Here is a 16463-nt window from a genome sequence, read left to right as displayed (position 1 = left end):
AAGATTCGCTGACTCGCCGACTGTCTTAACCACTCGCGCTTCGTGCTTTCTGCTTGTATTTGTAGCGGACCAATTGCGACGCCAAGCCAAGACGGAAATCAAAGCAAGCTGGCGTGAGCAGGCCTGGCTGTTCGTCCAAACGGAGCTCATTTCAAGGAGAATCTGGCAAATTTCGCGGACGCCCACGACAAATCAGCCAAAACTGCAGTGACTTCGCCGACAAGGTTTAAATAGGATAGTTCTGGTCCCGAAACGGACCACTTCCACCTACCGAGTTGAGACGAGACAGCAAAATGAATGATGACTTCGCCGGCGACATAACAACCACGGGACGCTATCAGGTTTCGGGGAATCCTTTGCTCGTTAGCAGTGATTTTCGCGACGACTCGGACTGGTTTCTGGTGTCGGGATTTCAGAAGTTCATGGACTACCGAATCACCGTCTTCCTTCCCCCGGGAGACCTCGAACCGATTTATGGCTATGTTCGCGTAGGAATTTTCGACGCGAATGAAAATGCGTTGAGTGAAACGTATCAGCAATTTCGCACGCAACACGATTACACTCACGTCCAAAACAGCGGGCAACGTTTCCTTGGCATCACGGCAAGGAACACGGGCTACTATCGCAGCCAGGTTCTGGTCGCCGACATCACCGGTGATACGCGACAGACATCGCGTGACTTCCAGCCGAACTTCGGGCAGCGACACGCCGGCAGCATCACGACCGATAGTGATGCGGACATGTTTCGCGTTCGCTTGCGCGCCGGCACGACGTACCAGATCGACTTACTCGGTTACGCCAGCAACGGAGCGCAGGGTTCCACGCTGGTCGATCCGCATTTGAAACTTTACAACTCGATCGAGTTACTTGCAGAAGACGACAACTCGGGCGAAGGCAGCAATGCCCGCATCTCTTTCACACCGACGGACACGGGGACTTATTATCTGAGCGCATCGGGTAAGGGAACGCAAGGAACGTACTTGCTGGGGATTCCCAATCTCGACGACTATATTAGCTCGACGGCAACGACAGCCAGAATGCATCTTCGCCAGGTCGCTTTCGGGCGAAATGACTGGGAAGGCGATGAGGATTGGTTCCGCTTCCACATGGATCGCGGGTTCACGTATACATTCGACAAAACGGACAAGATTCGACGCATTCAGATTTACGACCTGGACGGGAACCTGATCGACGACGACGCGTACAGATTCCAGGCCGATTCCGCCGGGGATGTTTTCGTGTCGGTCGAAGGATACGGTGACTGGCAGGCCGCACCGATCTATCGGGACGACTATCCTGCGACAACTTTTGGTGCGGCAAATTCGTTCGGCGTCGGATCACTGGTCGGAGCGATCGAAGACGCCGATGACTTCGACATCTTCCGAATTGACCTTCAGCCCTACGCGTTCTATCAGCTCAATCTGGAATCGTATGGCAATCGCCCGCTCGACGATGCTCAGCTATCGACTTACGACACCAACGGCAACCTGCTGCAAACCTATCCGGCAGGAACGACAGTCAACTTGCGAGCCTTCGGTAATGCCAGCGACGCGGCCTACGTTCTGGTTAACAGTGAGGACGACAACATCGGTGCCTGGCAGTTAACACAGTCTCTGCAAGACCGGGCAGGAGGAAATACATCAACGGGTTGGAATGTTCAGTTCATCGCCGGCAGAGGCCATGTTCGCAACGCAATCGACTTCGATGGCGACGCTGACTTTCATCGAATCCACTTGCGTGCCGATTCGTGGTATGAAGTTGACAGCAACTATTTCAACGCGAAGTATACGATGCGTCGGCCCGGCGGGGCGGAGGTTGACTTCAATGACCTGGTGAGCAACGGCGAGAAGTCCTACTTTTACGCGACGGAGACGGGCGATCACTATTTCGTCGCTCGCGACCCTACCTCCGATGTGCCAAAGCCGCGCGGATATTCCTTTTCGATCCGCCAAAATGCGGCCTACAAGACACTGACCATGTCGGAGATTTCCCAGTGGTTCAACACCAGCAACGTGGCCTACCGATTCCGAGGGCTGCCGCTGGAAGTTTACTCGGAAGTTCGGCTGCAAGCTGGTGATCTGACGATTGAGCCAAACACTTTGACTCAAGTCACGCCCGATCAATGGGCTGAAATTTCTGTCGCAGAATCGTCTGAAACGCCGGGCGACCTTTACCTTCGAGGAATCTACGGAACCGGGGTCAAGCAGGACTGGGGGCACATCCGGGTTGCCGACGTTGAAGTGATTCCAGAGATCATATCGGAAGAGCTGGCGGCCGATCCATACAGCACCTACCTTCAGTATCAGTTCGCTGACACGCTTCCGGCTGAATACGCCGACGACCCCCAGTTTGAAAGCTTTGAAGAACTGACACAAGAAGAACGGACGAGTTTCAGCAGGGCTGTTTTTCGCTGGAATGACATGTCCAGAATCAACGTGAGCCGAGGCGGTTCGGCGATTGCCATGCACGTCTTCAAAGCTGACCTTGGCCCGGACCAACCCTTGATTGCTTACGCTCCGGGAGAAGGACGCGGGCACGATGTGATCATTAATTCGACTTCCGACCTGTTTGATGGTTCGGCCCAAAGCATGTATCAACTTCTTCAGGCCGTCGGCACAGGAATCGGCATGCAGGTCTCTGATTCGGTCGACCGACTGACTTCGGTGATGGGCACAATGGTGGAACCGGGATTCGAAGACGTTTATCCGACGACGCCGCTTGCGGCCGATAGAGCGACGATCTTTCAGGGCGCGGTGACGAACACTTCTCAAACGAACTCAGGTTCGATCTACACCGTTCGGCTCAACGGAGACGAACCATTGGCCCAGGCTCTGCTTGCAACTCATTACAGCAGTTCAAAACGCTACAACATTTCCGCAACCGGTTCTGTGGATCCGGTGGAAATTGATCTACGGCAAGGCTCTGCAAGTTCGGTGCAAGGAAATGTTTATCGCGTCGTTGAAAACGGACCCGATGCAATTCTGCTGGATGGCCTGGGTGGTTTCGGCGACGATGGAATTGTCGGGAACGAGGAAAACAATCGACTTGCAGGCTATGGTGGCAACGATGTTCTCCGCGGCGGACCGGGCAACGACAGGTTGGAAGGGGGACGTGGCGATGACTACTACATTTTCCGACCCGCGAGTCATCAGGACGTGATTCGGGAGGCGACTCCGACCGCCGATGGCGGAAGTTTGCCGTCGGGCGGGCTGGATGTGATTCGCATCGAGGGGATGTACGACTACGATTCGATCCAGGAAGACATGACGTTCGCGCGATTGGGCAATGACCTGTTGATTCGCCTTGAACTTGATGGTCGTTTCAATGTCAACGGCGACGGAATTCGCATCACGGACATGAACGATCCGGAAAAGCGAGTCGAAGCACTGACATTGCTCAACCCTGGCGGATTTGTTGACCGCATCAGCCTGGCGTCTGTTTTTGAACAAGCCGATTCGACGCGTCGACGGTTTGAAGTCCTTGCGGCACAAGACGATTACGGCAGTCTGGTTCAGCCGGCGTAGTTTGACCGCGTGCGGCATTGGCATCCAGCCAGTGGCCAAGTTCCGTTCGCTTATTAATTCTGTCCATATGCTCTTGCGCGCGAACCTTTGCTCAGCGAACGGGTCTGGTCCTACGCGGTTCAGTGGCTCCGATTTGTGGACAAATCCACAGTGGAGACCGTGCCCCATATTTCATCTTTGAGGACAGTCCCGTGAAATACCAGCCAAAAATTGCAACCCGCGAACCTGCCGTGCTCTTTGACGCAGTTCGCGACTTGTAGCCGTTCGCCGAAGCTCCATTTCGCGAGCGACCCATCTCCTGCGCCTGTTCACTGAGTGCCGCGGTTCGCGCCGCCCTTCTTTCCAATCGCACTCTCGCTGCCAAACCAGCGACTCTTTTTTTCAGGTATACGATGAAACGAAAAATTAAGACGGAGAAACTGCGCGCATCCATGTTGGAACTGTGCGGAGAAATTAACGAAGACGATGGAATCGATCCACGAACGTACTTCAAATCCAAACGCAACCGAAAGGAAAACCGAAAGACCAAACAGCTTTGCCAACAAGTCGCACGCACGCTCAACCTGTGCCTCAACGACTGCGACGACTCAATCGTGCAGTCAATGTTTCTGGTCGGGGTCGTGCCAGCGCCGGACAGCTCCTGCCTGCTGATCCACGTCGAATGCGACCTCACAGATTTCGATCCAGACACCGCACTCATCGCGATCCGGAACCAAACTGCACGGCTGCAGTTCGAAATTTCACGAGCGATTCATCGCAAACGTGTGCCTAACCTGACGTTCTCTGTTTCTCAGGCAAACTCGGGAGGACCAGGCAATGAGTAGTCAAGCTTCGATCAGAAAATGGGGGCCTCACAAACTGGACGCCGCGATTGAACAACGGCTTCAGCGGCTGGCGAAAGCAGAAGGCGTTGCCCGCATCGCCGTAATGCCGGATGTTCATCTTGCGGGCGATGTTTGCAACGGAGTGGTCGTCGCGTCCGAGCGATTGATCTACCCACAGTGCATCGGCAGAGACATTGGCTGCGGATATCTGACGGTCCGTTTGCGCGAGCAACACATCGACGAAACCATCGCCGCCAGGTTGCTCGCTGGACTCTATCGCGCCGTACCCAACTGCAAACGCTCAGTGGCAGTCACCCCGGAATTCGACATTGAACTTTCTGCGGCGCCGCTACAGAAGGTTTTCTCTCGAGAAGGTCGCTGGCAATTGGGAACGTTGGGAAGGGGCAATCATTTTGTCGAACTGCAGCGTGACCAGGAGGAGCAGCTATGGTTGCTGATTCACAGTGGTTCTCGGGCGATCGGTCAAGCCATATCGGCTTTCCATCTTCGAGATGCCGAAACGGATTCCGCTTCAGGACTTAAATTTCTTGACGCTGATTCCATCGCCGGAGAACATCTTTTGAATGACCTTCAATGGGCTCGGCAATACGCCGCCGCGAATCGACTGGCGATGCTTGATGCCATCGAACGGGACGTGCTTTCGAAATTGGACTTCGACGTGCATCGCAACACGATGATTCATTTGGATCACAACCACGTCCAAAGAGAATCGTTTGGCGAACGACAGTTTTGGGTTCACCGAAAAGGAGCCCAACGTTTGCTAACAGATCAACAGAGCATCATTCCGGGCTCGATGGGCACGACAACCTATGCCGTCGCCGGTCGCGAAAACGAGGACGCCCTGAATTCCTGCTCTCACGGGGCAGGGCGATCGATGAGCCGAAAGGAGGCCGCGAAACGAATTCCCAGCAAGACGTTTCGCCGCGAGATGAACGGCGTCTGGTTCGACAAACGCAATTCGGCCAGGCTGATTGATGAGGCGCCGTCGGCATACAAGAATATCCGCGAAGTCATGAAGTCTCAGAGGGACCTTGTTCGAATCGTCGAAAAACGAAGGCCCGTTTTGAACTTTAAGGGCCGATAACTGGCGACGCGTGCGATTTCCCGAAACAGTTCCGAACCACCCTGCGTAGAATTGATGTGCATTGCTCGTCTTCTACGCGGTTCGCAACTGTGAAAGATTCCTCCAAACCATTGGCCACTCCGGTCTACATCCAGAATGAAGAACAGGCCAGCTATGTTGCAGGAGGGCTGTTTGGCATCATCGCAGCAGGAAGCTTCTATCCGTTTTGCCTTTGCGTTGTCGCCACCGTTTTCTCAGTGCTGTTTTTCGGATCGTTCTCTCCAGCCCCGTCGGAAGCTTTGATGTTGATGGGGATGGTTTCAATCGTTGGAGCAGCCTTCGGCGTGATCATAAGCGCTTTCACAGGCATGTTTTCCATTGCGTTGATCATCGTCATGAATTGGTCGCTGGGCTATCCGCTGGATGCAAAATCTGCCGCCGTCTCTGCTGGAAGTCTCGCGGGCTACATCCCGACCGTGTGGGTTTTGTTCTCATTGGATCTCGGAGTCGACGTTGAACAGTTGATTGCGATCGGCATCCTCGGGCCGGTTCTCGCGATGTCGCTCGGAGCTTTCGGAGCCGCTCGCACTTCTGGCAAGTTTGCCAATGGAGATTATCTGGTCACGACGGAGCGGCCCAGGTTTCAGCTTTCCATCCTGAGCATGATGATCGCGACCGCCTGGATCGCAGTCGCGTTCGCAATCAGTAACGCGGTTGGAGGGCTCCGTTTCGCCGTGGCGACGGCCGGGTGGTTCTTTCTACAAGCAGCGATGCTGTGCTTCATCCGCGGCTACCGAAAACTCAAAGGCCCGCGATAGCCACACGCGACGATGCAAGATAAAACAATCGGCGAAACAAATACGCCGCATTCCGGGTACCCTCTGCATGACTCCTGCCATACAAACTCGCGAACTGACGAAATACTACAACGATTTTCAGGCCGTCAACAACGTGAACCTTTACGTCGAACCCGGGAGCCTGTACGGTTTTTTAGGGCCCAACGGAGCCGGAAAATCGACGACGATCAAAATGCTGACCGGCATCCTCAAGCCAACTTCCGGTGCGGTCGAACTGCTCGGCGGCGACCCGTGGGACGCGGCTCAAGGCATTGAGATCAAGAAACGGATCGGCGTCGTGCCGGAAGATCTGGCTCTCTTTGACAATCTCACGGCAAGAGAATACCTGGCGTTTGTCGGCCGGATGCACTCGCTGGACAAAGCCACGATCGTCAGTCGCGGAGAAGAACTACTGACACTGCTGAAACTTGAAGGCGTGGAGAAGAAGCTGACCGTCGAGTATTCACACGGCATGAAAAAGAAGCTGGCTCTTGCCGCGGCACTGCTGCCGAATCCGTCGCTCTTGTTCCTGGACGAACCGTTTGAAGGAGTCGACGTGGTGACTGCGAGATCGATCCGCGATCTGTTGATGGACTACGTTGCCAACGGTTCGACGGTTTTTGTGACGACGCACGTGATGGAAATTGTCGAACGCATCTGCACTCACGTTGGGATCATCGCCAACGGACAACTGGTGGAGCAATGTTCGCTGGAGGAATTGAGGGCAAAGACTTCTCTGGAGAATCGCTTCATCGAACTCGTCGGCACGACCGAAGATGAGACACCGAATCTTGGTTGGCTCGATGGAGGCAACAAAGCGAGTGCGTTTTCCTCTGAAGTTTCTGAGTCGACGGTTGCCGGGGAAACGAGCGAATGAATTTGAGTCAGTTCCTCGCACTGATGCGGCTTCGATTCCAACTGTCGCTGAATCAGATCCGCAAAGGCGGTCGCGTAAACTCCATTCTGTATTCTATCGCCTCGGTTGGAATCTTGCTGTTTGCGGTGACTTCGTTCGTCAGCGCGATCGGAATCGGCGCGTCCTGGATGAGCGGTCGGGAGGTGAGCAGCATTCTGGTGATCTGGAACGCGATCGTGCTGGGATTCCTGGTGATGTGGTGCTTTTATGTACTGAACCGGCTTCAGCAAAACGACGTGATCTCGATCGACAAACTGTTGCATCTGCCGATGACGTTCCAGGGAGCGTTTTTGCTGAACTACCTCAGCACGTTTGCAAATTTCACTTTGTTGGCGATAGCGCCGGTCATGCTTGGGCTGGCAATCGCAATGCCAATCGCACGTGGCTGGACGTCGGCGATCGCGATTCCGCTAACGTTGGCGTTTCTGTTTATGGTGACGGCGATCACGTATCAGCTGAGAAGCTGGCTGGCCGAAAAGATGGAGAACAAACGGACGAGCGGAATTTTGATGGCCGTGCTGCCGCTGGCGTGTATCGGAATTTTCATCGGCGGAGTCCAGCTTACCGAATCAAGATCTTTTCTCGGCACGCTGAAAAGCGTTCCTCTGGGTTGGGTACCTTCCGGAATCGTGAATGCCGAATCCGGCAACTGGTTTTCCGGCTTGCTAGGCACGCTGGCGATGTCCGCGATCGGCTGCGCGAGCCTGTTCTTTGCCTACCGCTCAAGCCTGCGAAAGTTTACCGGCGAAGAATCCGGTTCGGCACGAAAACAAGCCTCGGTGTCGAATCGCAACTGGCTCGACAGCAAGATGTTTACGTCGCTGCCCTACGTCTCCGATCCGGTTTCGGTGATCGCAATGGGCACGATGCAAAATCTACGACGGGCCCCTGAAGTATTTGCCGCTGTCGTGCCCGTAGTCGTACTGGCGGTTTTCGGTTCGCCATATCTGATGGGCTGGGAGGGGTATGTGATCCCGGACTGGATCGCGAGTTTCCTCCAACCCGGATTGATCGCGGTTGCCTTGCTGGGCTTTCCAGCCTTTCTGTTTAGCTCGTTCAGCTACGATCGCGACGGGTTTCGTTCTTTCATTTTATCGCCAGTTGAACGCAAAGACATTTTGCTGGGCAAGAATATTGCGATCGGCATTCCGACCGTTTTGTTGGGCTGGATTACCATGGTCGTTTTGCAGTGTTTTATACCGGTCGGCACGTTCTGGTTTCTCGGCAGCCTGATCAGTTTGCCGGCCAGTTATTTGTTGCTGTGCATTGTCGGCAACGCGATTTCGATTTTCTTCGCCGTTGGACTGAAGCGAGGTTCGATGCAGCCCGTCAACGCGCGAGTCATCCCGGTAGTGGCGTTGTACGTTGGAATTCTGGCAGGTCCGTTTCTGGCGATGACGCCAACCTGGATGGCGCTTTCGATCGCCCAGCTGGCCGAAACGATCTCCGGTTTTCCCATGAGCCTGCTCTACGTGGCGTTGGCTCTGCTGTCGCTGGCAGTGTCATGGTTGCTGTATCACAAGAGCCTTATTGAGTTCGGAAAATGGCTATGGCGTAAGGAATCAGAAATCCTGCCCACAGTGGCAAACATTCCGGAGTAACTTTCGCTCATTTCCAGATATCTCTATCGAGCATTCGATATTGGATGGATTCGCTGAGATGAGCGAATTCGATCCCTGCGGCGCCTTCGAGATCGGCGACGGTTCGGGCCAGACGTAAGACCTTGTCGTGAGCACGGGCAGAGAGCCCCATTTCGTTTACGGCGTGCTTTAACAGCTCGATGCAATCCTGCGGCAGCGGACAATACTCGCGAATCTGCCGACTGCTCATCTGAGCGTTATACATGATCTTCGTTCCAGCGAACCGAGCCGCCTGGGCTTGCCGCGCGCGAATCACGTCCTCACGAATTTTTTCACTGGAGGTTCCGGGTTTGGACGAAGAAAGCTCCGAAAACTGAGCCGCTGGAACTTCGACATGAATGTCGATGCGATCAAGCAACGGCCCAGAGATCTTGCCCATGTACTTTTCGATTTGTGGTGGCGTGCAATTGCACTGTCGGCGTGGATCATTCCGATAGCCACACGGGCAAGGGTTGAGCGCTGCAACCAACATGAAGTGACACGGGAAAGTCGTCGATGCCATCGCACGAGAAATGGTCACGACGCGATCCTCCAGGGGCTGACGCATGACCTCCAGCGTGCGACGGTTGAACTCAGGAAGCTCATCGAGGAACAGAATTCCGTGATGCGCCATACTGATCTCGCCCGGCATCGGCGTGCTGCCGCCTCCCACCAAACCGGCTTCGCTGATCGTGTGATGCGGAGACCGAAACGGCCGTGTCGCGAGCAGCGGTTGGCCTTTCTCCAGTCGTCCAACGGCGCTGTAAATCCGAGTCGTCTCAATCGACTCCGATGGCAACAGCGGCGGCAACACGGTTGGAATCCGTTTGGCCAACATGGTTTTGCCGCTACCGGGCGGACCGAGCATCAAAATATTGTGGCTTCCAGCGGCGGCGATCGTGATCGCACGCTTGGCAGTTTCCTGACCGCGGACGTCGGAGAAATCGATCTCGTAAGTTGAAAATTCCTGGAACAGTTCATCAACGCGCGATGGCGTCGGCTCGATCTCGAGCTGTCCGCAAAAGAAGCCCACGGCCTCGGTCAGCGACCCAACCGCGATCACATCAAGGCCTTCGACGACGGCCGCTTCGCCAGCGTTTTCGGTTGGAACGACAATCCCACGAAGGCCACTGTTCCTGGCTTCGATCGCCATCGAGAGAATGCCCTTGGCCGGACGCGTGTGGCCTTCCAACGCCAACTCACCGACGACGGCATACTCTTTAAGCAAATCCGACGACATCTGCCCGCTGCCGATCAGAATGCCCAGCGAGATTGGCAGATCAAAAGTCGCCGCCTGTTTGGGAAGCTCCGCCGGAGCCAGATTGATCACGATGCGATCGGCCGGACGTACAAAGCCCGAGTTAATCATGGCTCGTTCGACACGATGCGTGCTTTCGCGAACCGCGGCCTCGGGCAGTCCAACCAAAATCGTTTTCGGCATCGCTCGTGCGGAAACGTCGACCTCAACTTCAACCGGCATCGCGTTGATGCCAAGCATCGAGAATGTCTTGAGCTTGGCCAGCATACCGCTGGTATGTCGTTCGGCTTGCGCGGAGGAGTTGGATTCCATTTTGATCTCTTGTGGGGAAGGGATCGAAATTTTAAGGCATATCGCTGCTCGGTGCAGTGCGAAATTGTGTTGAGCCCCGAGCGTTGATGTTTTGAAAATCGCGGCCCGATCGTCCGTCGTGGTGAAAACAGGCAAAAAGCACGGTGGAGACCACCGTGCCATGATGTTTTCAAGTTCGACTATTTGTCCGAACCTTCGGTAACCGGAGCGACGTTCGCATCGCCAAGCAACATGACGCCCGTCCGGTTCGCCGAATCGTCAATCACGAACGGGCCAACTTGCTGGTCAAAGTGCAACAGCATCTTCGTCTCAGAATCCGTTTCATGGCGCCGCGACGGAACAAAATCTTCCGTGTAGCGAACGCCCGTCGACAGCCGCACTTCGTCGATCTCGCCGGCGAACTCACGGGTAGGATTGCCGTTGCCGTCAGGATCAGCACCGACGAACAGCGGAAGCTGATTGAGCCTTCGCGTGCCGCTGCCTTTGAGCGATTGAACTTTCTTGCCGTCGACGAACATGTGACATTCCTTGCCGTCGAACACGCCGGCAAGATGAGTCCACTTGTCGAGTTCGACTTTCTTGCTTGCTTTCGGGCTGACGTAGGTTCCGCTTAGATGAACATCAAACGAAGGGATTCCGTTGTGCAAAAAGATCGCGTATTCGGATGACTGAGTCTTACAAACAACGCCACGGCTACCATCGATCTTCGTCGCGCACACCCAGGCCTCAAGCGTGAATGGTCCCTGCGGCAAATCGATTTCGGAGCTTTGGATCACAGCTGAATCGGTGCTGTTGGTGGCTCGTCGTCGACGAGTCTGTGCACTGGTTCTGCCGCGCAGATGAAGACTTCGACTCGCATCGGTCGCGAAAGCATCCGCGGGAATTTCGGCAAGGCCCATATCGATCGCGACGGTTTGCTCCGGAAGCTTGATACGTCCTTTCGGATGCAAATACTCATACTGATAACGGACCGATGGAACGGCCTGATTGCTCCAGCCACCTCTGGCCTGCATGTCGTCGGCGTGCACGAGAAAGAATCTGGCTTCTTCCGTTTTACCTGGCCCAATCACCACGTGTTGGTGATCCGGGATCGCTTGCCAACCCGCTGGGACGGTCGGAGAGAAAGTTGCCTCCAGCGGATAGGCTCCGGGGTTGGTGACGGTCATCGCGTAAGCCTGGCTAACGGAGGCGTCGGGTTTGACGAGCAGTTTCTCGCCGTTTCGTTTCGGTCGTGCCCCGCGGACAACGTTGACGTCATCCAACATGGCTTTGTCGAAATCCTTCGGGTCGAGCACGCCGCCGACAGGAATTGCAGAAACCGAAAATCCGTCCGGGCGGATCGTGACAAGATTGAAGTGATGCAAGTAGCCCAACTCTACGGACTCCATCGAAAGGTGTCCGCCGGTTGTCGCCAGCGAGTAGTACTCGATGCCGTCGACGGGGCCGTGATAAGTCATGTGGTGAATGTGGCCAGCGAAAACCGCCGCAACGTTTTTCGCAGCGACCATTCGCTTGTGGACTTCCGGCCAGTTGCTGCCTTCGTAGCCACCGCCGAGCCAGCGTGGATGGTGCAGGAAACAGAAAACGTGATCGCAATCGGAGAGCTTTGCGAGAGCCTTTTCCAAAAACTCAAGCTGCTGGTCGCTCATGTTTTGCATGCGACCTTCGCGAAATCCCTTGTCGCCGTTTTCCAGATCGCCTTCGTCGGAGAACAGAACGATAAAGCCATTGTTTTTGTGTTGGAACGAGTACCACAGCGGGCCGAAGTTTTTCTCGTAGTTGGCTTCATGGTGCTTCTGCGGGCGGTTGGGATCGCGAAAGTCCCAGTAGATGTCGTGGTTGCCGGCGACGGGAAACCATTCCATATCGAGCCCGTCCATGATGTCGCGAAATTCTTTCATTTCGACTATCCATTCGTCGGGACGGTTGTAGCCCTGGATCAAATCGCCAACGGTCATCACGAAGTCCGGATCGATCAGGTTGGTATCGTCGACGGCCTGGCGAAGGAACTTCAGTCCGCTCGGATCGCCACCGGTTCGGTCGCCGTAGATCGCAATCTGGAAGGCTTCGGTTTCCGGAGCCAATGCCAACGACATCGGTTTGGATCGAGTCGTGAAAATCTTCTGATCGACGCGGACGATTTCGACGTCGCCGGCATCGGCCTGAGAAGATTTGGCAGCCTTTTCAGGCTCAGAATTTGACTCACTCTCCTGCGCCACGGCAGGAAAAGCACCAACTAGCAGCATTATAAAACAGGTTAACGTTCGAAGCATTTCGCGGTCTCCACTCATTGTTGTCCTCAAATAGTTCCCAGTGGACAGTTTAGCAACGCGAGGGCGTTTGAGGTTCCGGGTTAACGAATAATTAACGTATGGAGTCGGGAGGTTCAGGCTCCATCCAAAACGTGATTCAAATTCAATCCATGCAAATTGGCCTCACGCAAAGGCGCGAAGGCTAAAGAGTCCGTGCAAGAACTTGGCGCCTTTGCGTGAGGTTCGACCGCCTGTCCGAAAACTGGCGAAGGATCGTCCTGCCCAGATGGGAGGTCGAGGCTCCGGGTAAACGTCGTCCAAATTCAGTCCATGCTGATTGGCATCACGCAAAGGCGCAGAGGCGCAAAGAATCCATGCAAGTACGTTGCGTCTTTGCGTGAGATTCCGCCGCCTGTCAAAAACCACCAAATCGAGTAAAATCCCGCCATGTCCGAAGTGGCATCTTCTATCGATTCCGCGGTCGCTATCGAAAAACTCGCCGTCGAGTTCGCTCAGCGACCGCAACTGATCGCCTGCATTGAAGCGCTGAAGCAGAAAAAGCCAGCAACCTTCGATTCAGTGTGGGGTTCGTCCTGCGCGCTGCTGACTCAAAGCATCGCCGCTCACATCGACCAAATCGTAGTCGTCGTCGGAGACACCAAAACGCAAGACCGGTTGCTCGATGACCTGCCAACCTTCGGTGACGCGCGAGCCGAACGGTTTCCGTCCTGCATGATCCGTGCGGACAACTCCAACGTCGTCGATCTCGACTACGGCGAACGGCTGCGGCTAATTAAATCGCTCAACGCCGGCGAGCAGAATCCGATCATCGTGACGACCGTAGCCTCATTGCTGCAACCGGTTCCCTCAACGAAATCGCTTGGCGGAAACACTCGTCGTCTGGCCGTTGGCGATCAACTCGATGTCGAAGCCTTCCAGGCCTGGCTGCTGGAACACGGATTCCACAACACCAGTGCTGTCGACTTGCCGGGCGAGTTCTCCAACCGCGGCGGGATCCTGGACGTGTTCGCGCCGGACTTTTCCAGCCCGGTCCGCATCGAGCTTTTCGACGACGAGATCGAATCGCTGCGCCAGTTCGACACATCGACGCAGCGTAGCGTTTCTTCGTTGCAACAGTTTGAAATCACCGTCCTGACCGATCAGGACAGTCAGGTTTTCGACGGCCACTTCTTCGATCACGTCCCGGAATCCACTGCGGTTTTGCTGGTCGAACCCGATGCTCTGCAGGCCGAAGCCGAGCGGTTCGCGGAACGAACTTCCGATTCAATCAAGCTGTTCACGTGGGACGAAAGCCGTCAAAAAATGGCAGGAAGAGGGTTGGCTTCCGCGAGCTCGGTCACCAGCGGATCCATCGGTCAGCAGTGGCAGTTGCCGATCGAGTCCGTAGAAAAGTTCAGCGGTGAGATTGGCGAAATTCGCCTACAAGTCGAACGGCTTTCCCGCGACGCGACCGGTCAGGAATATCAGGTGCTAATCGTGGCCTCGGTGGAGGGCGAAACAACCCGAGTCACCGAAATCCTTTCGCCGACCGGAGCTTGGAAAGAAGGCCGAATCGCGTTGGGCGTCGGCAGCGTGCACGATGGATTTCGAATTCGCGATTCCAAAACCGTGATCGTCAGCTGCGACCAAATTTTCAATCGCTCCGACCTGCGCCGCAAAGGACGTCGGCGGCTTGGCAAAGCCATTGACAGCTTTCTGGATCTTAAAGACGGCAACCTGATCGTGCATCTTTCGCACGGCATCGGTCGTTATCGTGGCTTGAAGATGCTGGAAAAAGACGGCCAGCACACCGAGCACATGGAGCTTGAATTCGCTGGCGGAACGCGGATTTATGTTCCGGCCGCGAAAATCGATCTGGTTCAAAAGTACATCGGCGGTTCGAAAACGACGCCCCGTCTGGCAAAGATCGGCGGAACGGGTTGGCAGAAACGCAAGGCTTCCGTCGAGTCCGCGATCACGGACATGGCTTCTGAGATGATCGACATCCAGGCTCAACGGCAAGGCCGATCCGGAATTTCGATGCGGATGGAAACGCAATGGCAGCACGAGTTCGAACAGAGCTTTCCCTATCACGAAACGCCCGACCAACTCACCGCGATCGCCTCGATCAAGGAAGACCTGGAAAACTCACAGCCGATGGAACGGTTGCTGTGCGGCGATGTCGGCTACGGAAAAACCGAAGTCGCCATGCGGGCTGCCTTCAAAGCGGTTGAAAACGGATACCAGGTCGCGGTGCTGGTGCCGACGACCGTACTCGCGGAACAGCACTACAAATCGTTTAGCGCCCGGATGGCTGAGTTCCCGCTGAAGATCGTGAAGCTGTCTCGCTTCTGCACGACGAAGCAGATGAAGGAGAATGTGGCGAAACTGAAATCTGGCGAAGCCGACATCGCCATCGGGACTCATCGCATCGTTTCCAAAGACGTCAAATTCGCCAACCTTGGGCTGGTCGTGATCGACGAAGAGCAAAAGTTCGGCGTGGCGGTAAAGGAAAAACTGAAGAATTTTCGATCGACGGTGAACATCCTTTCCATGTCGGCGACTCCGATTCCGAGGACGCTGCATATGTCGCTGGTCGGCGTCCGTGACATCGCCAACCTGGAAACGGCTCCGGAAGATCGGATGCCAGTCGAAACGAAAGTCATGCGTTTTAACAACGAAGTCGTTCGCGCCGCGATCTTGCGTGAACTGGCCCGCGGAGGACAGGTGTTCTTTGTGCACAACCGTGTCAAAGACATTCATGTCCTGAGGCAGAAACTCGAAGACCTTGTGCCGGAAGCATCGTTCAACGTCGGCCACGGTCAAATGGACGAACTGGAACTCGAATGCGTGATGTCTGACTTCATCGCTGGCAAGTTTGATGTCCTGATTGCGACGACGATCGTCGAAAGTGGTTTGGACATTCCGAATGCGAACACGATTTTCATCGACGAGGCCGATCGGTACGGGCTTTCGGATTTACATCAGCTTCGCGGCCGCGTCGGTCGGTACCACCATCAGGCTTATTGCTATTTGCTGCTGCAACCGCACAAGCACCTGAACCCGACGGCGGCGAAACGACTGCAAGCCATCGAGACGTTTTCGCAGATGGGAGCTGGCTTTCAGATTTCGATGCGGGACCTGGAAATTCGCGGTGCGGGAAATTTGCTGGGGACTCAACAGTCCGGGCACATCGCGACCGTTGGTTATGAAATGTACTGTCAGTTGCTGGAGAAAGCCGTGCGGCGGCTGAAGTCGATGCCGGCGAGGATTTCGATTCAAGTCGATGTGGATTTGCCGATATCGGCTTACATCCCTGACAAGTACGTGCCGGACCGAAGGCAGAAGCTGGATCTCTATCGGCGGTTGACTCGTCTGGAGAAGTTCGATCACATTGCTGAAGTTCGGGAGGAGCTGGCCGATCGCTTCGGGCCGATTCCAAAACCGGTAGAGCGTTTGTTGGCGGCATCGGAAGTGAAATTGCTGGCGGCTTCGTGGCAGATCGATGCGATTCAGTTGCGCGACAAGTATCTGGTGTTCGAGTATTCGGTTCGCCCGCGGATGGAGCGGCTTTCGAAGGAGCGTCCGATGATTCGAATCATTGATGATCACACCGCGATGGTGACGTTGAAGAGCGGGAAGATCGCGCCGGGGAAACTGCTGGCACTTGTGAAATCTTTGCTGGAAAACGTTGAAGTTTGATCGCTGGTTTGAGCCAGGCCAGTCGCTTGCCAAACGTTCTATGCAATGCCTTCGCAACGCTGCGTGAATTGTTGGCAGCCCTGATTTGCGAGACCCTCAAACTTCCCAAACCGCCCCGTTGATCACGTATAGCCAC

At 55.2% G+C, this 16463-nt stretch carries 9 protein-coding genes; 7 read left to right on the top strand and 2 right to left on the bottom strand.

Annotated elements, in window-relative coordinates; all coding sequences use genetic code 11:
• The first annotated feature begins 293 nt into the window (after positions 1-293).
• From MFFC18_RS02685 to MFFC18_RS02660, 6 genes are all read left to right on the top strand, one after another.
• The gene (locus MFFC18_RS02685; RefSeq protein ID WP_075084688.1) at positions 294-3524 is read left to right on the top strand and encodes a pre-peptidase C-terminal domain-containing protein; all 3231 of its coding nucleotides are present in this window, start codon (positions 294-296) and stop codon (positions 3522-3524) included.
• Positions 3525-3916: 392 nt separating this feature from the next.
• On the top strand, positions 3917-4348 hold the full coding sequence (locus MFFC18_RS02680) for a hypothetical protein (protein WP_075084689.1): 432 nt from the start codon (positions 3917-3919) through the stop codon (positions 4346-4348).
• On the top strand, positions 4341-5453 hold the full coding sequence (locus MFFC18_RS02675; protein WP_075084690.1) for an RtcB family protein: 1113 nt from the start codon (positions 4341-4343) through the stop codon (positions 5451-5453). Before MFFC18_RS02680 ends, MFFC18_RS02675 begins: the two co-directional genes overlap by 8 nt.
• 89 nt (positions 5454-5542) lie before the next feature.
• Positions 5543-6250 (top strand): hypothetical protein, encoded by a 708-nt coding sequence (locus MFFC18_RS02670; protein ID WP_075084691.1) that lies wholly within the window; start codon positions 5543-5545, stop codon positions 6248-6250.
• 67 nt (positions 6251-6317) lie between these two features.
• Positions 6318-7145: an ABC transporter ATP-binding protein gene (locus MFFC18_RS02665; protein WP_084417142.1), complete on the top strand. Its 828-nt coding sequence runs from the start codon at positions 6318-6320 to the stop codon at positions 7143-7145.
• Complete coding sequence (locus tag MFFC18_RS02660; RefSeq protein WP_075084692.1) at positions 7142-8785, top strand: hypothetical protein; 1644 nt, start codon at positions 7142-7144, stop codon at positions 8783-8785. Before MFFC18_RS02665 ends, MFFC18_RS02660 begins: the two co-directional genes overlap by 4 nt.
• Before the next feature lie 7 nt (positions 8786-8792).
• Here MFFC18_RS02660 and MFFC18_RS02655 read toward each other — a convergent pair whose 3' ends face one another.
• Both MFFC18_RS02655 and MFFC18_RS02650 read right to left on the bottom strand, forming a co-directional pair.
• On the bottom strand, positions 8793-10373 hold the full coding sequence (locus MFFC18_RS02655) for a YifB family Mg chelatase-like AAA ATPase (RefSeq protein ID WP_238381271.1): 1581 nt from the start codon (positions 10371-10373) through the stop codon (positions 8793-8795).
• Positions 10374-10552: 179 nt separating this feature from the next.
• Positions 10553-12664 (bottom strand): LamG-like jellyroll fold domain-containing protein, encoded by a 2112-nt coding sequence (locus MFFC18_RS02650; protein ID WP_238381272.1) that lies wholly within the window; start codon positions 12662-12664, stop codon positions 10553-10555.
• A 408-nt stretch (positions 12665-13072) separates the two neighbouring features.
• On the opposite strand from MFFC18_RS02650, the gene mfd reads away from it, so the two are divergent.
• Complete coding sequence (mfd, locus tag MFFC18_RS02645) at positions 13073-16327, top strand: transcription-repair coupling factor (protein ID WP_075084693.1); 3255 nt, start codon at positions 13073-13075, stop codon at positions 16325-16327.
• The last annotated feature ends 136 nt before the right edge of the window (positions 16328-16463 follow it).

It is taken from the genome of Mariniblastus fucicola, from assembly GCF_008087665.1.
Classification (GTDB): Bacteria; Planctomycetota; Planctomycetia; order Pirellulales; family Pirellulaceae; genus Mariniblastus; species Mariniblastus fucicola.
Note: the sequence above shows the minus strand (reverse complement) of the source record. Positions and strands in the feature narration are given on the sequence as shown.